15 protein-coding genes are annotated in these 23,453 nt (G+C 74.8%); 2 read left to right on the top strand and 13 right to left on the bottom strand.

What is annotated here, in order from left to right; all coding sequences use genetic code 11:
* Positions 1-122: 122 nt before the first annotated feature.
* The 4 genes from ACR807_RS00440 to ACR807_RS00425 form a co-directional block, all read right to left on the bottom strand.
* Positions 123-3,515: a phosphodiester glycosidase family protein gene (locus tag ACR807_RS00440; protein WP_438919126.1), complete on the bottom strand. Its 3,393-nt coding sequence runs from the start codon at positions 3,513-3,515 to the stop codon at positions 123-125.
* Between the two features lie 101 nt (positions 3,516-3,616).
* A complete protein-coding gene (locus tag ACR807_RS00435) occupies positions 3,617-4,609 on the bottom strand; it encodes an AraC family transcriptional regulator (protein ID WP_438919125.1) in 993 nt (330 codons plus the stop codon).
* A 301-nt stretch (positions 4,610-4,910) separates the two neighbouring features.
* On the bottom strand, positions 4,911-5,480 hold the full coding sequence (locus ACR807_RS00430) for a DM13 domain-containing protein (protein ID WP_438919124.1): 570 nt from the start codon (positions 5,478-5,480) through the stop codon (positions 4,911-4,913).
* 428 nt (positions 5,481-5,908) lie between these two features.
* On the bottom strand, positions 5,909-6,322 hold the full coding sequence (locus ACR807_RS00425) for a hypothetical protein (RefSeq protein ID WP_438919123.1): 414 nt from the start codon (positions 6,320-6,322) through the stop codon (positions 5,909-5,911).
* Positions 6,323-6,449: 127 nt separating this feature from the next.
* On the opposite strand from ACR807_RS00425, the gene ACR807_RS00420 reads away from it, so the two are divergent.
* Together ACR807_RS00420 and ACR807_RS00415 are read left to right on the top strand one after the other, a co-directional pair.
* Complete coding sequence (locus ACR807_RS00420; protein ID WP_438919122.1) at positions 6,450-7,532, top strand: GNAT family N-acetyltransferase; 1,083 nt, start codon at positions 6,450-6,452, stop codon at positions 7,530-7,532.
* A 38-nt stretch (positions 7,533-7,570) separates the two neighbouring features.
* On the top strand, positions 7,571-8,602 hold the full coding sequence (locus ACR807_RS00415; RefSeq protein ID WP_438919121.1) for a LacI family DNA-binding transcriptional regulator: 1,032 nt from the start codon (positions 7,571-7,573) through the stop codon (positions 8,600-8,602).
* 67 nt (positions 8,603-8,669) lie between these two features.
* On the opposite strand, the gene ACR807_RS00410 is transcribed toward ACR807_RS00415, so the two are convergent.
* The 9 genes from ACR807_RS00410 to ACR807_RS00370 all read right to left on the bottom strand — a co-directional run bounded on the left by ACR807_RS00410 (position 8,670) and on the right by ACR807_RS00370 (position 23,343).
* A complete protein-coding gene (locus ACR807_RS00410; RefSeq protein ID WP_438919120.1) occupies positions 8,670-10,076 on the bottom strand; it encodes a GH1 family beta-glucosidase in 1,407 nt (468 codons plus the stop codon).
* An 8-nt stretch (positions 10,077-10,084) separates the two neighbouring features.
* Complete coding sequence (locus tag ACR807_RS00405) at positions 10,085-10,933, bottom strand: carbohydrate ABC transporter permease (protein WP_438919119.1); 849 nt, start codon at positions 10,931-10,933, stop codon at positions 10,085-10,087.
* Between the two features lie 5 nt (positions 10,934-10,938).
* Positions 10,939-11,916: a carbohydrate ABC transporter permease gene (locus ACR807_RS00400; RefSeq protein ID WP_438919118.1), complete on the bottom strand. Its 978-nt coding sequence runs from the start codon at positions 11,914-11,916 to the stop codon at positions 10,939-10,941.
* Positions 11,916-13,202, bottom strand: coding sequence for an ABC transporter substrate-binding protein (locus ACR807_RS00395; protein ID WP_438919117.1), 1,287 nt, complete (start codon positions 13,200-13,202; stop codon positions 11,916-11,918). The genes ACR807_RS00400 and ACR807_RS00395 overlap by 1 nt, the downstream gene beginning before the upstream one ends.
* A gap of 416 nt (positions 13,203-13,618) precedes the next feature.
* Positions 13,619-16,132, bottom strand: a complete 2,514-nt coding sequence (locus ACR807_RS00390) for an ABC transporter permease (protein ID WP_438919116.1) — start codon at positions 16,130-16,132, stop codon at positions 13,619-13,621.
* A 4-nt stretch (positions 16,133-16,136) separates the two neighbouring features.
* On the bottom strand, positions 16,137-16,889 hold the full coding sequence (locus ACR807_RS00385) for an ABC transporter ATP-binding protein (protein WP_438919115.1): 753 nt from the start codon (positions 16,887-16,889) through the stop codon (positions 16,137-16,139).
* 200 nt (positions 16,890-17,089) lie between these two features.
* Positions 17,090-20,068, bottom strand: a complete 2,979-nt coding sequence (locus ACR807_RS00380) for a helix-turn-helix transcriptional regulator (protein ID WP_438919114.1) — start codon at positions 20,066-20,068, stop codon at positions 17,090-17,092.
* Between the two features lie 11 nt (positions 20,069-20,079).
* Positions 20,080-20,268, bottom strand: coding sequence for a hypothetical protein (locus tag ACR807_RS00375; RefSeq protein ID WP_438919113.1), 189 nt, complete (start codon positions 20,266-20,268; stop codon positions 20,080-20,082).
* Positions 20,269-20,493: 225 nt separating this feature from the next.
* A complete protein-coding gene (locus ACR807_RS00370; RefSeq protein WP_438919112.1) occupies positions 20,494-23,343 on the bottom strand; it encodes an AfsR/SARP family transcriptional regulator in 2,850 nt (949 codons plus the stop codon).
* Between the last annotated feature and the right edge of the window lie 110 nt (positions 23,344-23,453).

The raw sequence follows: 23,453 nt of genomic DNA, 5'->3' as shown, positions 1-23,453 counted from the left end.
CTCTGAGTTCTCCGTTCCGCATACCGACCGGTCGGCTCGAACGCAGAACTCAGGGGTCCTGAGCGTTGGACTCTCGGGTCGCGAGCGTTGGACTCTCGGGGTCTGAGCGTTGGACTCTCGGGTTAGGCGGTGGCTCGGGGGCGGTTGGGCAGGGCGGTGGTCACGTCGGCCCGGGTGGTCGTGCCGTTCACCGTCACGGCGATCGTCAGGTGGGCGGGGCGGATCGCGGTGAGGGTGCCCGCGGCCGGGTCCAGGTGGGCGTCGTGCCAGGGGCGGAGGTCGGCGGGCGGGCCGACGTGCAGGTTCGGCGAGCCCGACCAGTCCGCGGACACCGGGTGGGCCACCGGGACCGCGCGGGAGCCCTGGGTGACGGTGGCGGCGACCCGGACCGGAGCCCCCACGCGGACGGTGGGCGGCGCGTCCAGGGCCAGCGCGTCCACGTGCGGGCGGACCTCGGCGGCGATCCAGTCGTCGCCGGGACGGGGCGCGCCCACGCCGAGCAGGGTCCAGCCGGTGAACCCGCCCCGGCCCGCGTCACCGGCGGGGGCCTTGCCCGAGTTGCCGTTCACCAGGTACGGCACGCCGTCCACCCGCGAGGCGTGGAACAGGCCGACGTGCGCGCCGACGAACGCCACGCCCTTGCCGGTGGTGCGCCGGAAGTCCGCCAACCAGTCCTCCACCAGGTCGGCCTCCAGCCGGTCGGACAGCTGGCTGCCCTTGGTGGGCGTGGGGTCGCGCGGCGGGTGGTGGTGCACCACGACGACCGAGTCCACCCCCGAGTGGTCGCGCAACGCCTCGCGCAGCCGCACCACCTGGTCGAACCCGCCGCCGCGCAGGGTGCCGGAGGAGGAGTCGAGCAGCACGAACCGCGTGCCCCGGTGGTCGAACACCCGGTGGGTCGCGCCGAACTCGCGGCGGAAGTTGTCGATCGTGCCCGGTCCCATGACCTCGTGGTTGCCCGGCGCGTAGTACCAGGGCAGCTCGTCGCCCAGCTCCTCGGTGAGCACGCGCCGCGCCAGCGCCAGGTCCTCCGGCGACGCCTCGTCCACGAAGTCGCCCGCGATCACCAGGAAGTCCGGCCGCTGCGCCTTGACCTCGCGCAGCGTGCGCCGGGCCGCGCGCACCAGGGCGCTGTCCGGGTCGCGCGCCACGAACTGCGCGTCGGACAGCACGGCGAACCGCCACGGCCGGTCGGCGACCGTGCCGTCCCGCACCACGAGCCGGTCCTCCACCGGCTCCACGACGGGCAGCTCCACGTCCGGGGGCACCTTGGCCACGATGTCGTCCACCAGCACCTCCCCCGCGTACTGGCGGTCGGCCGCGGTCTCGATCGTGTAGAACCTGTTCACCCGGAGGGGGAACGCGAGCGCGGTGGGCACCGCCACCTCCAGGTACCGCCACCCCCGCCAGGTGATGTACGGGCCGTACAGCGACCGGCTCTGGCCCGACGCGTCGGTGACCGTGAAGGCCGTCCACTCGCCGCGGCCGTGGCCGTAGACCCACGCGCCGAGCGCGAGCGGCTGGCCGGGCACCTCGATCGGCGCGGGCGGGACGGCGTACGCCGTGCGCGTGCCGGTGGACTGCGCGAAGTCGTAGGTCATCCGCAGGCCGGGACCGGTGCGGCCGGCGGCGGGCGCGACCGAGCCGGAGCCGCGGGCCGACCCGAACGTCCAGGACGCGGCGTCGTCGAACCCGGCGACCAGCCGCTCCTCCAGGCCGACGGTGACCGGCACGCGGACCTCGTGACCGCCGGCGCGGGCCACGACGGTCGTGGCGCCGGGGGCCAGGGCGGTGACCGCGAGCCGACCGCCCACCGGTTCGACCCGGAGCAGCGCGGGGTCGTACTCCAGGGCCAGGTCGGCGGGGTCGACCGGCGCGGTGAACCCGTCGTCGTCCCGGCCGAGCACGCCGACCTCGCCGCTGCCGCCCACCTCGGGCAGGCTCAGCCGCGCGGTCGTCGCGAACAGGCCGGCCAGCGGTCCCAGCACGGTCAGCTCGACCTCGCCGGCCACGCCACCGCGCCACGCCACCGCGGTGGTCGTGCCGGGCCGCAGGGCGTGGAACACGCCGTCGTCGCCCACCCGGCCCACGTCGGCCCGCGTCGCGCGCCACCCGTGCCGCTCGTCGCGCGCCGGGCCGTACGTCTCGTCGTACCCCTCGGCGACCAGCTGCCTGGTCAGGCCGGGGAAGACGCGGTCGGGACGGCCGCCGGGCACGGTCCCGTCGCCGGGCGCGTCGCGCGGGTCGACCGCGGTGGCCACCCGGAACCCGGTCAGCTCGCCGCTGCCCCCCGGCGCGTACAGGGCCAGCCCGTTGGGCACGGCCCGCTCGCCGCCCTCGGACGGGGTGTTCTCCACGGTCACCGACTCGGCGCCGGGCTCGCGGGCCACCAGGGTCGACGAGCCGCCGCCGTCGAGGTTGAGCGCGTTGTGCGCGCCCATCTCCTTGAGGACCGAGGCGACGTCCTTGAGGTTCAGGCCCGACAGGTACGGCGACACGCGGCCGTCCACGGTGAGCAGGAACATCCGCTCGCCGGTGGCGTCGAAGCCGACCGCGGTGCGCGGGTGCAGCGGGTCGTCGGGCGCGACCACCTCGCCGTCCCGCAGGAGCAGCTGGTTGCCGCCGATCGCGGCGCGCAGCGCGGCCCCGTCACCGGTCCTGGCGGTGTGCTCGACGGCGATCCGCTCGCCCACGACCAGGGTCCTCAGCGCGTCCGCGCCCGTCTCGCGGCCGACCAGGACGACACCGTCGGCGGGGACCGGGTCGGTGCCCGCGCGGTCGCGCACCTCGGTCACGGCGCCGTCGCGCACGACGACCTCGGCCACCCGGGTCGCGCCCCGCACGACCCGCGCGCGGCTGAAGGAGCCCCACATCGGGTCGAACACGCCGATGCCGCCGTTCTCCACGATCGGGTTGTTGAGCTGGTCCAGGCGCAGGGACGTGCCGTCCGCGCGGGTGACGCGGCCGTCGAAGAACACCTCCATCACGCGGCCGACGCCCGCCGCGTCCACGCCGGCGGCGCGGCGGTGGGTGGCGGTGGGCGACTTGACCGTGCGACCGCCCTGGACGCCGGGGCCCCGCGGGGCGTCGGAGTTGCCGATGTCGAAGAAGTCGCCGTTGACGGCGGCGACCGCGCGGGTGCGGTCGGCCTGCGCGGACAGCGGTTCGGTGGCCGAGACGGCGCCGGGGTGCAGGTAGTCGACGCGGGTGCCGGCGTTCAGGTCGACGGTCAGCGCGTCGCCGCGCACCCAGCCGCCCGCGTCGCCGGGTTCGTACCAGTCGAAGGAGTCCAGGGTGACGCCCGGCGCGACCGGGCGGGTGGAGCGGGCGGTCTCGACCCGGCGGGCCGGGTCGACGGCCGCGGCCCGGCTGACCGGCGGTTCGAGCAGGTCCGGCGCGGACTCCGCCCGGGCCGCCGGCACCGCGGGCGCGGGCGGTTCGGCGTGGGCCGGCGGGGGCAGGACGAGGGTCGCGGCCAGCGCGGCGGCGACGAGGGCTCCGGGACGTGGGGGCACGGGCACTCCCGCTGGGTGTGGTGGCGAGTTTTCGCAGTGCCAGTGCACCGCGTTGGAGATTTCCGGTCCACGGCCGTTCGGGCGAAGTTCCGCCGGGGCGGTCACCCGCCGGGACCGCCGCGGTAGGTGCCGGGGCTGGTGCCGGTCCAGCGCTTGAACGCCCGGTGGAAGGCGCTCGCCTCGGAGAAGCCGAGCCGCAGCGCCAGCTCCTCCACCGACTCGCCGCCCCGCACGAGGCTCGCCACCGCCTGGTCGCGCAGCAGCTGCTCGCGCACCTCGCGGAACGACGTGCCCTCGGCCGCCAGCCTGCGGCGCAGCGTGGGCGCGCTCACGCCGAGCCGCGCGGCCACGTTGTCCAGGCCCACCACGCCGCCGCCGAGCACCCGCCGGACCTGGCTGGACGCGTCCGCGCCGTAGTCGCGCCGGGACAGCAGCTCGGCGGGTGAGGTGCGCAGGAACCGCCGCAGCGCGGCCTCGTCCTGCACCACCGGCATCCGCAGGAACCGGGTGTCGAAGGTGAGCATGGTCGTGGGCGCGCCGAACCGCAGCGGCGCGCCGAAGATCAGGTGGTACTCCGCGCCGTGCGGCGGTTCCGGGTACGCCAGGTCGACGCCGCGCAGCGGGATGCGCCGCCCGACCAGCCACGACGAGAAGCGGTGCCACAGCACCAGCAGCGACTCGACCAGGAACCGGTCCGGGTCGTCCACGCCGTCCGCGGCGAGGGTGAACGCGGCGGCGCCGTCGTGCTCGCCCAGCGACATCACCGGCCGCACGTCGAACAGCCCGTAGAACGCGAGCCCGCGCCGCAGCGCGTCCTCCAGCGACGGGCAGTGCACCGCGAGCAGGCACATCGTGGCGAACGTGCCGCGCTTGCTCGGCTGCGGCGCCAGGCCCAGGAACTCGTCGCCCAGCACGTCCCACAGGGTCTGCACCAGCCTGGCGTACTGCGCGGGCGTGACCCTGGCGCGCTCGTCGCCCAGCAGCGCCTCGCCGATCCCGGCGGGCCCGAGGAACTCGGCGGGGTCGTGGCCCCGGCGCACGGCCCCGCGCAGCGCGGCGGTCACGTAGTGGATGGCGATGGTCCTGGTGAGCATCACGCCCAGTGTGCAGCACACCCGGCGGGCGTCACGCGCGGTGCGCGTCGGGCGGCGCGTCCCGCGACGGGGAACGCGGGGGAAACCGTGAGCGGCGGCGCGGCTCGGGGAGAGAAGTGCCGCGCCGCCGCCAACGGGTGGCCCACCCCAGTGAGCCGGCTCCTCGTCGATGGGGCATCCGCCCGCCCACCAACGAGGGACGTTGTGGTGCTCACCACTCTATGTGGTCTAGACCAGATACGTCAATACTGCGAAAAGCGCAGGAGTGGCGTGACCGCGGGACATTTGTTTCACCGGGATGTCACGTTCGTTCCAGGGGTGCTACGGCGAACCCCGCGGAAAACCTCTCGCACCAGATCACGACGCTGCGCACGGCGTCCAAGGACGTTCCGGCGGGCACTTCGTAGACCTGGTTGCCCCGGTTCGCCTTCAACTTCCCCAGGTTCGTGAAACCGGAGCCGAACGCGGACTCCGGCGAGTCCGACGACTTGTCCGACAGGTACACGTACAGGTCCGGGCCGTCGCTGGTGTCCAGCGCCTCGAACTGCACGGCGTGCCCGCCGCCCGGCAGCCGGACCAGCGTCGCGCTGCCCGTCGTGGCGTGCTCCAGCGAGCGGAACGGGCCGGAGGCCAGCGCGACCGGCCCCGGTGGAGGGGTGGTGGTGGTCGGCGCGTCCGACGTGGTCGGCAGGGACGTGCCCGGAGCGGACGGAGTGGACGAACCGGACGTGCCGGACGTGCCGGGCAGCAGGAGGGCCTCGTCGGTGGTCCGGTCCGTCCACAACCGCCACGGCTGGAACAGCAGCAGCCCCACCACGAGGGCCACCACCACGACCCCGGCCACCCCGACCACGACCACGCGCTTGGACATCGTCCGCCTTTCCCCGGTTCTCCTCCGGGCAACCCCGGCCTTCCCGGACAACTCTGGCGAACCGGACGGCCCGGTGGGCCGGGAATCGCCTTACGAAGTTCTGACGTCGGGCCGGCGGCCGTTGTCGGGGTCACCGGGTGGGTGAGCGGGCGGGGTTGGCGGTGATGCGCCGACGCGGCACGGGGAGCGTGGACGTGCGGCGACCGACCGTGGACCGGCTTCCCGGCGGTGTGACACCCGACCGGGCGCACCGCCCCTGAAGGCGACTCTTCCCCACACTCCCGGTGAGCGGTTTTCCGGCGTGCGCGGGGTCGCGGGGCGCGGGTGGGCGGAGGACCGTCACCACCGGGCACCCCCGCTCGTTGTCCGCAGCGGTGCGGGAACCGCGACGGCCGGGACCGCCCCGCCGGGCGGTACTGTTCAGCCGCTCACCGTGTGCGGCGCGGGTGCGTTCTCGCGAGTGCGTTCTTGAGGAGGACTGCGGTGCGGGTGCTGTGGGCGACGTGCGGCCTGGCCGTGGCGGCGTCGGCGCTGACGGGTGTCCTCCTCGGGTTGTACATCGACGGGGTGAACGGCGGCGCGGACGCCGACACCCCCGCCTCGACCTGGACCACCGGTCGCCCTACGACGACCACGTCGTCGACGCCGAGTTCGGCGACCACGGACGCGGTGACCGCGCCGTCCGGTTCGACCACCACCACGACGACCGCGGTCACGACCACGCGGACCACCACCCAGCCGCCCGCCGCGCCGCCGCCACCGCCGGAGACCACCGAGGCGCCGCCGCCGGTGACCACGACGACGCGGACGCGCAGCACCGAGTGGCCGTGCAGCCCGCTCAACCCGCTGCCGCCGCCCTCCTGCCGGGACTGACCCGCGCGGGGCCGGCCACCGGCGTCGCCGGGAGCGTCAACGGGCCCGAAACGCCCGCGTCCCCCATCGGCAACCTCGCCGCACCAGCCTGGGTGCATGGAGCCCACACCGAAGACCTGGCGGCTGCGCGTCGAGCTCGACGACAGCCCCGGCGCGCTGGCCCGGATCACCATCAGGCTGGCCGACCGGGACTGCAACGTGCTGGCCCTGTCCGTGATCCCGGTGCCCGGTGGGGTGCTCGACGAACTGGTCGTGCGGGCCGCGCCGGGCCTGCTGCCCGCCGACCTGGTGGCGGCCGTGCGCGCCGAGGGCGGCCGGTGCGTCGGCATCACCCGGGCGGACGTGCGCGACCTGGTGGACGCGCCCACGGCGGCCCTGCGCGCGGCCGGGCGGGCGCTGCGCGACCCCGGCACGGTGTGCGACGCGCTGCGCGCCGTGCTCGCGGCCGACTCCGTGGCGGTGCTGCCCGACAGCGCGGGCGAGGACCTCGACGAGAACCACGCGCGGCTGGTGACCAGGGACGGCGCGGTCGTCGTCGCCCGGCGCGGCTGGTCGCCGTTCACGCAGGTGGAGCTGGCGCGGGCGCGGGCGCTGCTGGACCTGCTGTCCTCGGACGGCGTGGTCGCGCCGCAGCCGAGCGCGCTCGTCACCGACGACGGCATGGCCGTCGTGCTGCGGCCCGGCCGCACGGGGGACGAGGACGCGGTGGCCGCGCTGCACACCCGCTGCTCGATGGGCACCCTGTTCAACCGGTACCACTCGGGGATGCGGACGGTGCCGAGGCGCTGGCTGCACCGGCTGCTCAGCCCGCCGCGCGGCACCACCGTCGTCGCCCAGTGCGCCGACCGGGTGATCGCGATGGGCCAGCTGATCCCCATGTCCACTCCGGACAGTGCCGAGGTGTCGCTGCTGGTGGAGGACGCCTGGCAGGGGCGCGGCGTGGGGACGGCGCTGCTCGGCGCGCTGGCCCGTGCCGCGCGTGCCGGCGGGTACGCCGAGCTGGTGGGCTGGTGCCTGCCCGCGGAGACCGGGCTGGCGCGCACGGCGGCCCGCGCGGAGCTGGTGGCGTCGGTCCGCCGGGAGGACGGCCTGAGCCGGGTGTCGATCTCCACGAGCGGGTCGGGAACCGCCCGTCCGGGCCTTCCTGAGAGCGCTTCCCAAGAGATCGCGTCGGGCTAAGCTGGTCCTCGTACGGCGATCGTCGAGGAGTGGTGCTCGTGTCCGTCCAATCGCACAGCGCCCGGCCCACGCTGGAGGACGTAGCGGCGAAGGCTGGCGTTTCCCGTGCGACGGCGTCGCGGGTGCTCAACGCCTCGCCCCGGGTCAGCCCGGAGGCGCACGAGGCGGTCACCGCGGCCGTGGTGGAGCTGGGCTACCAGCCCAACCACGCCGCGCGCGCCCTCGTGACCCGGCGGACCGGCGCGGTGGCCGTGGTGTTCTCCGAGCCGGAGCCCAAGATCTTCGACGACCCGCACTTCGCGTGGCTGATCCGCTCCGCGGCCCGCGCGCTGGCCGACGCCGACGTGCAGATGGTGCTGATGCTCGTGCACTCGCCGCAGGACCAGCTGCGCGCCGAGCGGTTCCTGGCGGGCGGGCACGTGGACGGCGCGCTCATGTTCGCCCCGCACAAGGGCGACCACATCCTCACCGCGGCCCGCAAGCTGCCGCTGCCGGTCGTGCACGCCGGGCGGCCGTGGGGCTCGCTGCGCGGGCTGCACCTGGTCGACCACGACAACGAGGGCGGCGGCCTGCTCGCCACCGAGCACCTGCTCGCGTCGGGTCGCCGGAAGGTCGTGTCGGTGACCGGGCCGCTGGACGAGCACTCGGCGATGGACCGGCTCGCGGGCTGGCGGCTCGCGGTCGGCGCCGACGACGGGACCACGGCGCTGATGACCGAGGACGGCGGCTTCTCCCGCGAGGGCGGCAAGCGCGCGATGGAGGCCCTGCTGGCCCGCGTGCCCGACCTCGACGCCGCGTTCATCGCCTCCGACCACATGGCGGCGGGCGCGCTGGACGCGCTGCGCGAGGCGGGCAGGCGCGTGCCGGAGGACGTGGCGGTCGTCGGCTTCGACGACCACCCGATGATCGCGCCGCACACCTCGCCCCCGCTGACCAGCGTGCGCCAGGACACGACCGCCCAGGTGCGGCACATGGTGGGCCACCTGCTGCGCCTGCTGCGCGGGGAGCCGGTCAAGGCGCGGCGCGAGGTCCTGCCCACCACCCTGGTCAAACGCGCGTCCGCGCCGTAGGCCGGTTCGGCGGCCCGAGCGGCGCGGCGGGTCGGGCCGTCCCCCTCGGACGACCCGACCCGGTGCCTCACGCCACGTCGTACCCGGTCGCCGGCACGGCGTTCGCGCCCACCACGCGGGCCAGGGTGTGGCCGCTGCGCTTCACCGTGCGGGTCTGCGTGGCGTAGTCCACGTGCACGATGCCGAACCTCTGGCTGTACCCCGCGGCCCACTCGAAGTTGTCCAGCAGCGACCACGCGAAGTAGCCGCGCACGTCCACGCCCGCCTGCACGGCCCGGTGCACGGCGCGCAGGTGGTCGACCAGGTAGCGGGTGCGCTCGACGTCGTCCACCTCGCCGTCCACGACCTCGTCGGGGAACGCGGAGCCGTTCTCGGTGATCACCAGGGGCACCGCCACGTCCCGCCCCAGGCGTTCCAGCAGGGCGGTGAACGACCCGGCGTCCACCTCCCAGCCGAAGCCGGTGACCTCGCCGCGCGCCGGCCGGACCTCGACGCCGCGCAGGCCGGGGTGCGGGCCGCCGGTGACGACGAGGGGGTCCTCGGCCACCGCGACGCGGGTGGGGCTGTAGTAGTTCACGCCCATCCAGTCGATCGGCGCCGCGATCACCTCCAGGTCGCCCTCCCGCACCACCGCGGACCAGTCGCCCAGCCACGCGGTGTCGGCCAGCACGTCCTCCGGGTAGCCGCGACCGGCCAGCGGGTCGAGGAACAGCCGGTTCTGGAGGCCGTCGACCTTGCGCGCCGCCTCGGGGTCGGAGTCCGGCGACACCGAGCAGAAGTTCAGCACGATGGACAGCCGGTGGTCGGCCGGTGCCTGCGCGCGCATCGCCTCGATCGCCAGGCCGTGCCCGAGCAGCAGGTGGTGCGCGGCCTCCAGCGCCCCCTTCGGGTCGACCACGCCGGGCGCGTGCACGCCGTTGGCGTACCCGAGGAACGCCGAGCACCACGGCTCGTTGAGCGTCGTCCACAGCTGCACCCGGTCGGCCAGGTGCTCGTGCACGAACGCCGCGTAGTCGGCGAAGCGGAACGCCGTGTCGCGCGACCGCCACCCGCCCCGGTCCTCCAGCCCCTGCGGGAGGTCCCAGTGGTAGAGCGTCGCGACCGGCCGCACGCCCCGGCCGAGCAGCTCGTCCACCAGGCGGTCGTAGAAGTCGAGCCCCCTCGGCTCGACGCGGCCGGTCCCGGTGGGCTGCACGCGCGGCCACGCGACGGAGAACCGGTAGGCGCCCAGGCCGAGGCCGGCCACCAGGTCCACGTCGGAGGCGTAGCGCCGGTAGTGGTCGCACGCCGGGTCGCCCGTGTCGCCGCCGAGCACCGCGCCCGGCCGCGTCGCGAACGTGTCCCAGATGGACGGTCCGCGCCCGTCGGCGGTGGTCGACCCCTCGATCTGGAACGCCGCCGTCGCCGCTCCCCACAGGAAGTCCGGCGGGAAGCGCAACAGGTCCACCTCGGTGGCCGGATCGGTCGTCGTCATTCGAGTCCTCACCCCTTGACCGCGCCCTGCATGATCCCGCCGACGATCTGCCGCGCCAGCAGGAGGAAGATCGCCACGACCGGCAGCACCGCGAGCGACGCGCCGGCGAGCATCAGCGAGTAGTCCGTGTAGTAGCCGCTGGCCAGCGTCGACAGCGCCACCTGCACGGTGGGGCTGTCGTTCGGGTCCAGCACGATCAACGGCCAGAAGAAGTCGTTCCAGGCCGTCATGAACGTGAACATGCCCATCACCGCCGCCTGCGGGCGCACCGCCGGGAACGCGACGTGCCAGAACGTCCGCAGCACCGAGCAGCCGTCCACCCGGGCGGCCTCGACCAGCTCGAACGGCACGGACTCCTCGCACGCCTGCCGCATCCAGAACACCGAGAACGCGCCGATCAGCGCGGGCACGACCACCGCCTGGAGCGTGCCGTACCAGTCGAGGTCCGACATCAGCATGTAGAGCGGGATCACGCCGAGCTGCGTGGGCACCATCGACGTGCCGACGACGACCAGGAACAGCGCGTTGCCGCCCCGGAACCGCAGCCGGGCGAACGCGAAGCCCGCGAGCGTGCCGAGCACGACGTTGCTGATCGCCACCGTGCCCGCGACCAGCAGCGAGTTCTGCATGGCGAGCCAGAAGTCGACGGTGTCGAACACGCGGGTCAGGTTCTCGACCAGGTTGCCGCCCGGCACGAGCGACGGCACCGCGTCGCCGAGCGCCGAGTTGTCCTTGCTCGCGATGAGGAACGAGTAGTAGAGCGGGAAGATCGACGCCAGCAGCACCACGACCAGCACCGCGTGCACGAGCGGACCGGCCTTGGTGACCGAGGAGCGCGTGCCCCCTGGAGAGCGCACGGCCCTCACCCCTTCGACGCGATGCGCCGCGCCACCGCGAAGTTGACCAGCGCCACCACGAGGACCAGCAGGAACAGCACCCACGCGATGGCGGACGAGTAGCCCGCGTCGAACAACCGGAAACCCTTCTCGTACAGGTACATCACCAGGGTCTGGAACTGCCGGTCGTCGCCGCCGGTGCCGGTGGCCGTGCCGCCCGGGTCGAACAGCTGCGGCTCGACGAACAGCTGCATCCCGCCGATGGTGGACACGACGACGGTGAACAGGACGGTCGGCCGGATGCTGGGCAGGGTGATCGACCAGAACACCCGCCACCTCGACGCGCCGTCGAGCATCGCCGACTCGTACATGTCCTTGGGCACCGACTGCATGGCGGCCAGGTAGATCAGCGCGTTGTAGCCGACCCACCGCCACGTCACCATCGAGCTGATGGCCAGGTGCGAGGCCCACGTCTCCGCGCGCCAGTCCACCGGGTCGACGCCGACCAGGCCGAGGAGCGAGTTGACGATGCCGAAGTCGCGTCCGTAGAGCTGGGCGAACACCAGCGCCACGGCGGCGACCGAGATGACGTTGGGCAGCAGCACGCCGGCCCGCCAGAACGCCCGGCCGCGCAGCCCGCGGTCGAGCAGGGTGGCCAGGCCGAGGGCGAGGAACAGCTGGGGCACGGTCGAGAGCGCGAACAGGCTGAGCGTGTTGCCCAGGGCGTTCCAGAAGTTCTCGTCCGAGAGCAGCTCGGTGTAGTTGGCGAGGCCGGTGAAGCCCTGGTCGCCGTCGATGAGCTGCCAGTCGTGCAGGGACACCCACGCGGTGTGCAGCAGCGGGTAGAGGCCGAAGACGCCGAACACCGCGAAGAACGGCGCGACGACCAGGTACGGCGTGTACCTGCCGTCCCACCGGGTGAGCCGGTCCCGCCACGACAGGGGCGCGGGCGGCGGGACGGGTGTCGTGCCCCGTCCCACCGCCGTCCGTTCGGGCGCGACCATCACTTGGCGGACGCTTCCTTCGCCTCGCCCACGGCCTGCTCGAACGCCTCGGTGGCCGACTGCTTGCCGGTCTCGACGCGGGACAGGGCGTTGTTGAACACCGGCGTGACCACGGAGTCCTTCGTGCCCCGGTAGGTGGGCTTGAGGCCCTCGGCGGAGTCGCCGAAGATCCGGCCGACCGGCGCGGAGTTGAAGTACTCGTTCGTGGTCGCGGTGACCTCGGGGTCCTGGTACGCGGTGGGCTGGCTGGGCAGGTTGCCGGTCTCCTTGAAGATCCGCTTCTGCTGCGCGGGCGCGGTCAGCCACTTGGCCAGCTCGGCGGCCTCCTGCACGTGCTCGCCCTGCTTGGGCACGGCCAGGAACGAGCCGCCCCAGTTGCCGCCGCCACCGGGCGCGGCGGCGACGTCCCACTTGCCCGCGGCCTCGTCGCCGGCACCGGCCTTGATCAGCGCGAGCGCCCACGCCGGGCACGTGGTGGTGGCGAAGGACGCCTGCTTGAGGCCGACGTTCCAGTCCTGGCTGAACGGGGCCAGCGCGGCGGTCTGCTTCTTCTCGCCGAGGCTCGCGGCGAGGGTGAACGCCTTCTCGACCTTGTCGTTGGAGTCGGCGACGTAGCTGTCGTCGGCCTTGGCGAAGTAGCCCTCCTCGGTCTGGTCGAGGATGGCCTTGTAGACGTTCTGGGCGGCGTCGACGAACTTCTTGTCCGGCGTCCTGGCGGTGAAGGTGTCGGCGACCGCCAGGTACTCCTCCCAGGTCGGCCAGAGCTTGCCGACCTCCTCGCGGTCGACGGGCAGCCCGGCGGCCTCGAACAGGTCGCGGCGGTAGCACAGGGCGAGGCTGCCCATGTCGGTGCCGAGGCCCAGGACGAACTTCCCGTCGTCGGCGGTGCCCTGGTTCCACTTCCAGGCCGCCCACTGGTCCTTCAGCTCCAGCGCGCCGTGGTCGGCGAGGTTGACGAACTTGTCCTTGGACTGGCGGAACTGCGCGATGGCGCCCTCTTCGATCGCCACGACGTCCGCCGCGCCCCGGCCGCCCGCGAGCTGGGTGGCGAGCTGCGTGTGGTGCTGCTCCATCTTGACCGTGCGCTGCTCGATCTCGATGCCCGGGTGCGACGCCTCGTACTCCTCGATCAGGGTGGTGAACCCGAAGTCGGAGAAGATGCCGATCGACAGCTTCACCGTGCCGTCGCCCGCGTCACCTCCCCCGCCGCCGCAGGCCGCCACCAGCGTGGCGGTCAGGGCGACCGCGGTGATCGCCGTCGTCCGGCCGACCGAAGTCCTGCTCATCCGTCCTCCTCGACGCACGCGCCGGGAACCGTGCCCGGCTTCGTGAGAGCGCTCTCATGAGAGCGCTCTCACCCTGTGACCCGAGGCACGGCACGTCAAGGAGTACCGGGATTCCCGACACCGTTCCGTAACTTTCTGAAGCGCTCTCGTAACAGAAAGCAACATTTTTGTGACGTCGAGTGAGCCCGGCGGCGGCAGGATGCACGAAGCGGGGTGGCCCGGCCCTCGCTCGGGCCACCCCGCACCTGGTTAGAGGGATTCCGCGCCCCGACGTGACGCGCGGCCGCAAGATCTTCCGCGATCCACCGCCCCGGACCGGGGCGGTGGGCGACCACGACGGCGGGAGCGCCGTGCGCGGATGAGCGGATGAGCGGTCCCGGCGCGGGAGCGGCGATCGACTTCGCCGGCTCCCCGGCCTACGCCTCGGCGATCCCCGCGATCACCGAGGTCCGCGCCGCCCGGCGGGCGGGCAGGGCGGCGGCCAGGACGGCGGCCACGACGGCGCCCGCCAGCATCACGCCGATCTGGCCGAACGGGACGACGAGGTCGATCGCGACGGTGTCGGTGGACGCGGCCTCGACGACCACCCAGCCGAAGCCGACGCCCAGCACCAGGCCGATCGCGGCGCCCATCACGGCCATCAGGACCGACTCGACGACCAGCATCAGGCGCAGCTGGCCGCGGGTCAGGCCGAGGGCGCGCAGCAGCGCCGACTCGCGGGTCCGCTCCAGCACCGACAGCGTGAGCGTGTTGGCGATGCCGAACAGGGCGATCACCACGGCCAGGCCGATCAGCGCCCAGATGAACCCGAGGACCTGGTCGAGCTGCCGGTTGAGCTGCGCCTTGGTCTCCGCGGCGCTGTCCAGGACGGCGAGCGGCGAGGCGTCGGTGACCTTCTCGACCGCCTCCCGGCCGTTGGCCGCGCCGTCGCGCAGCTTGATCAGGATGCTGTCGTAGCCCTCGGTGGCCCGCGGGAAGCGCCGGGACGTCTCCAGCGTCATCAGGCCGTCGGACAGGCCGTTGCCGCTGACGACCGCGATCACCCTGAGCGACTGCGTCTCGCCGCCCTCGGTGGGCTCCACGGTCAGGGTCGACCCGACGGACAGGCCGGCCTGGGTGGCGTACTCGTCCCGCACGGCCACCGTGCCGTCCGCGAGGTCGGCGAGCGAACCGCTCTTGACCACGGGCCGGAACAGGTCGCCGACCGCGTCGCGCGGGATGCCGGTGAAGTACGCGCGGTCGCCGTACACCGCGGTGGTGGGCGCGATGGCCTCCACCTCGGGCACCTTCGCCAGGTCGTCGGCGAGCCCCTGGGGCAGCGACCGGTCGTAGACGGAGGACGTGACCGTGTAGTCGGCGGGCATCCGCTGGTCGATCTGCGCGTTCGCGGTCTCCTTGGCGCTGTTGGCGACCACCGTGACCAGGGCGACGATCGTGACGCCGATGATCAGCGCGGCGGTGGTGGCGGCGGTGCGCCGGGGGTTGCGGCCGGCGTTGGCGGAGGCCAGCTTCGCCGGCACGCCGAACAGCGCCCGCGGCAGCACGCCGAGCACCCGGTTCACCGGGCCGACCAGCAGCGGGCCGAGGACGATCACGGCGGCGAGCAGCGCCATCGTGCCCGCGCCGCTGACCAGCATCGACGCTTCCTCGCCGTCGATGCCGACGCCCACGACGACCGCGGTGACCCCGACCGCGGCGAACAGCCCGGCCGTGAGCACCCGCAGCACGCCGGTGCGCTTGACCTCCTCGCCGCTGTCGGGCTGGCTGCGCAGCGCGGCCACGGGGGCGACGCGGGTCGCCTTGCGGGCGGGCAGCACGGCGGCCAGCACGGTCACCAGCGTGCCCACGGCGAACGCGGCGAGCACCGTCGTCGGCGCCACGGGCAGGCGGACCGGCGCACCGCCGCCGTCGCCGATGCTGCCGATCACCTGTTGCAGCAGCGCCGAGACCCCGAGACCCGCGACCAGGCCGAGCACGGACGCCACGAGACCCATGACCAGGGCCTCGGCGAGCACGCCGCGGAACACCTGGCCGCGGCTCGCGCCGACGCACCGCATCAGGGCCAGCTCGCGGGTGCGCTGGGCGACCAGGATGGTGAACGTGTTGTAGATGACCATGGCCGCGACGATCAGCGCGATCAGCGCGAACACCAGCAGCACGGAGGTGAACTCGGCGGCCTGGGAGGCGACCGAGCGCAGCGTCTCCTCGGTCAGCTGCTCACCCGTCCGGAAACCGAAGTCGGTGCCGCCGATCGCCGCGCGCACGTCGTCCAGCACCTGCTGCTGGGTGACGCCGGGCGCCGCCGCGACGACCACCTCGTAGGGCCGCTGCTCCGGGTCGAACGACCGGAGCGCGTCGGCGGTGAGCACGACGTGGTCGGTGCCGGACACCTGGACCTGGCTGACGCCCTGGGTGTAGGTGCCCACGACCCGGAACACCCGCTCCCGGTCGCCGTCGCCGAGCAGGGTCACGGGCTCGCCGACCGCGAGGTCGGCGGTCTTCGCGGTGCGCTCGTCGACCGCGATCTCGTCGTCGCCGGTCGGGTAGCGGCCGTCGACGAGGTCGAACTCGCGCAGCTCCTCGGTGGTGGCGAGCGGGACGCCCCAGGCGTTCTTGGCCTTGCCGTCGCCGCCGATGAGCGGGACGGGCACGGCGTAGCGCGGGTCGGCCCCGGCGACACCGGGGGTCGCGCGGACCTTCTCCAGCACCTCCGGCGTGATGCCCTCGGTGCCCTCGGAGCGCGTGGCGGGCGTGACCGAGAGGTCGACGTTGCGGGCGCCCTTGGCGAACTGGTCGCGCAGGCTCTCGTTCATCGCGTCGCCGAGGACGAGCGTCCCGGTCACGAAGGCGACGCCGAGGGCGATCGCCACCGACGAGAGCACGAGTCGTGCGGTGCGGGCCCGCAGGCCCGCGAGGATGGTGCGCAGCATCAGGTCACGCGCCCAGGTGCTTCAGGGCCGCGAGCACGGAGTCCGCGGTGGGGTTGGCGATGTCGCCGGCCAGCCGGCCGTCGGCGAGCAGCACGACGCGGTCGGCGTAGGACGCGGCGACCGGGTCGTGCGTCACCATGATCACGGTCTGGCCGAGCTTGCGCACCGACATGCGCAGGAAGTCGAGGACCTCCGCGCCGGAGCGCGAGTCGAGGTTGCCGGTCGGCTCGTCGGCGAACACCACGTCGGGCCGGGCGACCAGGGCGCGGGCGCAGGCCACGCGCTGCTGCTGGCCGCCGGACAGCTCGGTGGGCTTGTGCTTGAGGCGGTCGCGCAGGCCGAGCACGTCCACGATCGTGTCGAACCACTCGCGGTCGGGCTTGCGGCCGGCCAGCTCCAGGCCGAGCAGGACGTTGGCCTCGGCGGTGAGCGTGGGCAGCAGGTTGAACGCCTGGAACACGAAGCCGACGCGGTCGCGGCGCAGCTTGGTCAGGTCCTTGTCGTTCAGCGAGGTGATCTCGGTGCCGCCGATGCGGACCGTGCCGCCGTCGACGTTGTCCAGCCCGGCCAGGCAGTGCATCAGCGTGGACTTGCCGGAGCCCGAGGGCCCCATGATCGCGGTGAAGCGGCCCGCCTCGAAGGCGACGCTCACCCCGTCGAGGGCGCGGACCGCGGTGTCGCCCTTGCCGTACACCTTCACCAGGTTCGCGGCCTCTGCGGCGGTGCGGGTCCCGACGTCGGACACCAGTGCGGACATGCTCCCTCATTCCCTCGACGAGTGCGATCGACGAGAAAGCTATGGGGAGCGGGCGTAACCGGTCGTCACCTCGGCGGCGGAACCCGTCGTCAGCCGGCGGGATGACGACGGGTGGTCCTGCGGTCTGACGGCGCGGCGGGCGCGGGGGCGCCAGTCGGGGCGGGGGCGGGGCGCGTCAGTCGGGGCGGGGGCGGGGCGCGTCAGTCGGGCAGGTCGAGCAGTCCCCGGTCGAAGGCGTTCGCCACCGCCTCGGCCCGCCGGCTCGCGCCGAGCTTGGCCATGATCCGGCTCAGGTGCACGCTGACCGTCTTCTCCGAGATGTAGAGCTCCTCGCCCACCTGCCGGTTGGTGCGCCCCCGCGCGACCAGCTCCAGCACCGACCGCTCGCGCGGCGTGAACGGGTCGACCCGGTCGCGCGGACCCGCGTCGCGCAGCGCCACCCGCGCCCGCCGGGCCACCAGGTCCAGCGCCTCCCGCAGCGGCTCCGCGCCCAGGCGGTCGGCCACCTCGCCGGCCGAGCGCAGCTCGACGACCGCCTCGTCGCGCCGGTCCGCGGCGAGCAGCGCCTCGGCCAGCCGCCACCGGCACACGGCCTGCTCGAACACCGCGCCGAACCCGAACCCGTCGACGGCGCGCCGCCACAGGTCCGGATCGCCCGCGCCGGTCAGGCGGGACTCCTCGGCGGCCACCCGGACGAGCCACGCGCGCCCCTCGGGGCCCAGCTCGCCGGTGCGCGGCGACCCCAGCTCGGCCGTCGTGCGCGCGTAGTCGGCCAGCTCGTGCCCGGCGCGCACCGCCTCCTCCTCCGCGGCCCGGTCGCGCCGCCGCCGCGCCCGCACGGCCAGGTCGGCGTGCCCGGCGACGCCCAGCGCCGCGAGCCGGATGCCCGCCAGGAACCACTCGACCTCCTGGCGCGACCACTGCACGGCGTCGGCGACCCGCTCCACGGCCAGCTCCGGCTGCCCCCGCCACAGCGCCAGCTCGGCGCCCGTGCCGCCGGTGATGAGCGCGATCTGGAGGTCGCGGTGCCAGTCGGCGCGCAGCTCGCGGATCATCCGCTCGGCCTGCTCGAACTCGCCGCGGCCGACCGCGACGTGCGTGCCGGCCGCGGCGAGGCGCGCGGACACCGTGCTCGACACCCGCAGGCCGGGCGGTTCGGCGGCGGTCGCCGCGTCGTCCCACTCGCCGACGCAGTACCGGGTCAGGACCTGGAGGATGCGCAGCTCCAGGCCGAACGAGCTCCACGTGAGGCCGGTCTCCCTGGCCCGCGCCACGCCCTCGTCGAGCACCCGCGCGGCCTCGGCCGGCTCGCCCAGGTCGTAGTGGTGCAGGCCCAGGAAGTAGCGGGCGCGCAGCTCGGTGCTGACCGCGCCGGCCTCCAGCGCGCACGCCACGGACGCGGTCAGGTGCTCGCGGGCCGACGCCACGTCGCCCTCCGGCTCGTCGAGCAGGCCCAGCGTGGCCAGCGCGTCCGCCACCGCGGACGCCGCGCCCGCCGCGCGGCCGTCGGCCACCGCCAGCTCGGCGCGCTCCCGGGCCTCGGCGTACTTGCGGTCGTGCCGCAGCACCCCCGCCCACACCGCGAGCACCCAGGCGCGGGCGCGGGACCCGGGGCGGTCGCGGACGAGCCGCCACGCCTCCTCGATCGCGTGGTACTTCTCGTCCTCGGTGCCGTCGAGCACCTGCAACGCCTGCGCGAAGCGCTGCCACATCCCGGCCGCGGTCTCCGGGTCGGACTCGTCGACGACCCGCGTGCCGCTGCGGGCGAACGCGATGGCCCGCTCCGGCTGGCCCGCCGTGCCCGCCGCCCACGACGCGCGGCGCAGCAGCGCCAACTCGCCCAGGTCCGCCGGCCGGTCGGCGGGCGGGACGGCGGCCCACAGCTTCAGCGCCTGCTCCAGGTGCCCCAACGCCTCGGCGGGCGCGCCGGCGGCCTGCGCCTCCTGCGCGGCCCCCACCGAGGCCCGCAACGCGCGCGGCAGGTCGTGGCACTCCAGGCTGTGGTGGGCGAGCGCGGCGGCGGCGCCCCGGCCGCCGGTGGCCGCGACCAGGTCGGCGTACGCGGAGTGCAGGCGGACGCGTTCGCCGGGCAGCAGGTCGGCGTGCACGGACTCGCGCAGCAGGGCGTGCCGGAACGCGTACCCGCCGTCCCGGGCGACCAGCAGCACGTGGTGCTGCACGGCCTCGCGCAGCGCGCCGTCCAGGGCGACGTCGTCCAGGCCCGCCACGGCCCGCAGCAGCTCGTGCCGCACGGACCGGCCGCCGACGGAGGCGACCCGCACGACGTGCTGGGCGTCCGCGCCGAGGCGTTCGATGCGGGACAGCAGCACCTCGGAGAGCGTCCACGGCACGTGCCCGGCGCGGTCGGCGGCGGCGGCGATCAGCTCCTCGGCGAAGAACGGGTTGCCGTCCGAGCGCTCGGCGACCTCCAGCACCACGTCGTCCGGCAGGTCGTCGGACAGGGCGGCCACGAACGACCGGGCGTCGATGGCGCTGAACGGGGTCAGGTCGAGCCGCTGCACGGCGGGCAGCCGCACCAGCTCGGTGAGCAGGGGCCGCAGCGGGTGGCCGCGGTGCAGGTCGTCGCCGCGGTAGGTGCCGATGACCAGCAGCCGCTGCGCGCGCAGCCGGGAGAGCAGGAAGGACAGCAGGTAGCGGGTGGAGGCGTCGGCCCAGTGCAGGTCTTCGAGGACCAGCAGCACGGGCCGCTCCGCGGCCAGGTCGCCGAGCAGGCCGTGCACGGCGTCGAACAGCTGGAGCTGGCCGACGTCCTGCTCGGGGCGGCGGCCGACGAGGTGCGACGGCGGGCCGGACACGGACCGGCCGCCCTCGTGGGGCGCGGGCAGGGCCAGTTCGGGGAGGAGCAGGCCCAGGGCGGGCCGGGCGGCGACGTCGAGCAGGCCGGCCTCCCGCACCTGCCCCAGGGCCTCGGTGAAGGGCAGGTACGGGAGGCCGGTCCCGCCGACGTCCAGGCAGCGCCCGGTGAGCACGAGCGCGTCGCCCGCCACCGCGGCCAGCTCGTCCACCAGGCGGGTCTTGCCGACACCGGCGTCACCGGCGAGCAGGACCGCGGTGGCCGTGCCGCGGGCGGCGTCGTCGAGGGCGGCGCGGAGCCTGGTCATCTCCCGGCCACGCGCCACCAGGGGGATTCCGGAACCGAGGCGTGCCACACCAGGCATGCTGTCACACCTCAGGCGGCCGTCGGGCGCTCGTTCCCCGCCCCGGGCGACTCCGGGCCGGACCGGTGGCCCAGCACCGCCCACCACCGCCTCCTCGACGACGCGGGCCTCCGGTCGACGCGGGTCCGCGCCGCGTCCGCGCGCAGTGCGGCGTGCCGGTAGTCGACCTCCGCCTTGACGGCCTCGGGTGTCCACTCCATGACGTGCTCCTCGTGTCCTCGTCGGTAGCACGAAGACTCCTGCTGAGGCGCGGGAGCGGGCATCGGTGGTTCGCGTGCCCCGACGCCCGCCCGCCCCCGCCCGCCGCCGTAAGGGGTGGCGGGCGCGGGGTAAGGGGTACCCCCGAGAGGCGGTCGGCGCGGCGGTCAGGCGGTCGGCGCGGCGGTCAGGCGGTCGGCGCGGCGGTCAGGCGGTCGGCGCGGCGGTCAGGCCGACACGGCGGCCTTGGCGCGGGCCAGGCGGGCCCGGACCTGGTCGGCCTCCGGCGCGTCCAGCTCGGTGAACAGCGCCAGCGCCCGCTGCCAGTGCGCGATCGCACCCGGCGCGCCCTGCCGCTCGAACACGGTGGCCAGCCGGTCGTGCGCCATCGCCTGGTGGTACGGGCTGGCGGCGGCCGACGCCACCTGGAGCGCGGTCCGCGCCGACGCCGCCGCCTCGGCCTCCTCGCCGGACTCCAGCAGCACCTGGGCGAGGTCGGTGTGGCAGGTGGACTCGCCGCACTGCTCCCCCACCTCCCGGTACATGTCCACGGCGGCGCGCAGCCGGGACTTGGCGTCCTCGTACCGGCGCGACGCCAGTTGCAGCAGCCCCAGGTTGTGGTGCGCGCTGGCCTCCGCCCAGCGGGCCCCCGCCGCGCGGCTGACCTCCAGCGCCTCGCGGTAGGACGCCTCGGACTCGTCCACGCGCCCCAGGTGCTGGAGGATGTCGGCGACCGTGGTGAGCGCCCGCGCCTGCGCGTTGACGTCACCCGAGGCGCGGGCCACCTCCAGCGCCTCGCGGTGCCGCGCCAGCGACTCGTCCATGCGCTGGAACTGCGCCAGGGCCGCGCCGAGGTTGAACAGCATGACGAACCGCGCCGCGGGGTCGCCCAGCGTCGTGGCGGCCTTGAGCGCGGCTTCCGTGGTGCGCAGCCAGGTGGTCCGGTCGGCGCGCATCCAGAAGAACCGCGACAGCGTGTAGGGCAGCTGCCAGGCGTGCACGAGCCACTCGCGGCGCCCGCCCTCGGCGGCCAGCTCGGCGGCGGCGATGATGTTGCCCTGCTCGGCGTCCAGCCAGGCGACGGCCTCCGCCGAACCGGTGAACCTGGGCACCTCGACCGGCACGTTCTCCGGCGCCACCCGGACGCCGCCCCGGCCCACCGGCAGCAGGCCGTCGGCGACGTCGGCGACGTGCAGGTAGTAGTCCAGCATCCGGCTGGTGGCCCCGAGGCGCTCCTCGGCGGCCAGCTCGGCGGCCAGCGTGCGGGTGTAGACGCGGACCAGGTCGTGCGCGCCGTAGCGGCCCGTCTCGGTGAGCGACAGCAGGTTCGCGGTGGCCAGCGAGTCCAGCGCGCGTTGCGCCTCGCCCAGCCGGACGCGGGCCATGGCGGCGGCGACGTGCGCGGTCACGTCCGGCCCGGGGTGCAGGCCCAGCAGGGCGAGCAGCCGCGCCGGGAGCGGCGACAGGGCGCGGCGGGACGCGTCCAGGGCGGCCCGCACGGTGGAGTCCTCGTCCTCCAGGCCCAGCGCGGCCAGCCTGCCGTGCTCGTCGTCCAGCTCGGCCACCAGCTCGGCGACCCTCAACGACGGCGCCACGGCGAGCCGCGCGGCGGCGATGCGCAGCGCCAGCGGCAGCCCGTCGCACAGCACGGCCAGCCGGCGCAGCGCGGCGGCCTCGGTGCCGTCCCGGCCCGCCACCCGGCCGACGACCGCGACCGAGGCGTCCAGGTCCAGCATGTCCAGCTCGACCAGGCGCGCCTCGGCGTGCGCGACCAGCCCGACCAGCCGCCGGCGGGACGTCACCAGCACGCACGACGGCGGCCCCGGCAGCAGGGGCAGCAGCTCGGTCGAGCCGCGCGCGTTGTCCAGCATCACGATCGTGCGCCGGTCGGCGATGAGCGTCCGGAACAGCGCCGAGCGCTCCTCCACGGTGACCGGGATGTCCGGCGACGGCACGCCGAGGGTGCGCAGGAGGCGGTTGAGGACCTCGCCCGCGCTCAGGGGCTCCTGGTTGGGGTCGTAGCCGTGCAGGTCCACGTAGAGCTGGCCGTCCGGGAAGTCCTCGCGGACCCGGTGCGCCCAGTGCAGGGCGAGCGCGGTCTTGCCGACGCCGGCGGGACCCGTGACGACGAGGACCAGGCCGCCCGCGGGGTCGGCGGCGAGCAGGCCGTCGAGGCGCTTGAGCTCCTCGTCGCGGCCGATCAGCGTCACCGAGGCGCGCGGGAGCTGGGCCGGGGTCGGCGCGGGCGCGGGCTCGGGCGCCGCCGGGAGGGTCATCGGCCGGGTGGGGCGCTCCGGCTCGGGGTCCTCCCCCGCCAGCACGGCCTGCTGGAGCTTGCGCAGCTCCGGGCCCGGCTCCACGCCCAGCTCGTCGATCAGCACGCGGCGCGCCTCGCGGTAGGCGGCCAGCGCCTCGGCCTGGCGGCCGGCCTGGCACAGCGCGCGCATCAGCAGGCCGTGGCCGCGCTCCCGCAGCGGGTGCTCGCCGACCAGGGCGGTCAGCGCCCCGACCAGCTCCGCGCCGCGGCCGATGAGCAGCATCAGCTCGGCCCGCTCCTCCTGCACGACGAGCCGCCGTTCGACCAGGCGGTCCCGCTCGACCTCGGCGAACAGGCCGGCGACCCCGCCGAGGGGTTCGCCGCGCCACAGGGCCAGGGCCTCGTCGAGCGTGGTGGCGGCGGCCACCAGGTCGCCGGAGGAGCGCAGCCGGCCGGCGGCGGACACCCGCCGCTCGAAGTCGTCCAGGTCGACCGCGCCCGGGTCCACCCGCAGCAGGTAGCCGTCGCCGACGGAGGTCAGCAGCTCGGCGGGCGCGCGGCGGGCGCGGCGGGGCTCCAGGGCGCGGCGCAGGCCCGCCACATAGGTCTGCACCAGGTTGACCGCGCTGGTGGGCTGGTTGTCGCCCCACACCGCGTCGATGATCTGGTCCCGGCTGACCGGGGTGTTGCGGGCGAGCAGGAGCACCGCCAGCACGGCGCGCTGCTTCGCGGCGCCGAGGTCGACCTCCTTGCCGCCGCGCACCGCCCGGAGGAGGCCGAGCACCTCGAACCGCGAGCGCTCCGCGCCGACGTCTTCCACCGACCGATCCTTCGTCGAAGGTCCCTCTCACGACAGAGCCTAGGAGATCACTTCAGTCCGGCTCCAGTCGTCCTGTAGCCGCATTCTTACGCTAAGCGTGTCCGACCAAC

It is taken from the genome of Saccharothrix sabaoui (assembly GCF_051756985.1).
Lineage (GTDB): Bacteria > Actinomycetota > Actinomycetes > Mycobacteriales > Pseudonocardiaceae > Actinosynnema.
Note: the sequence above shows the minus strand (reverse complement) of the source record. Positions and strands in the feature narration are given on the sequence as shown.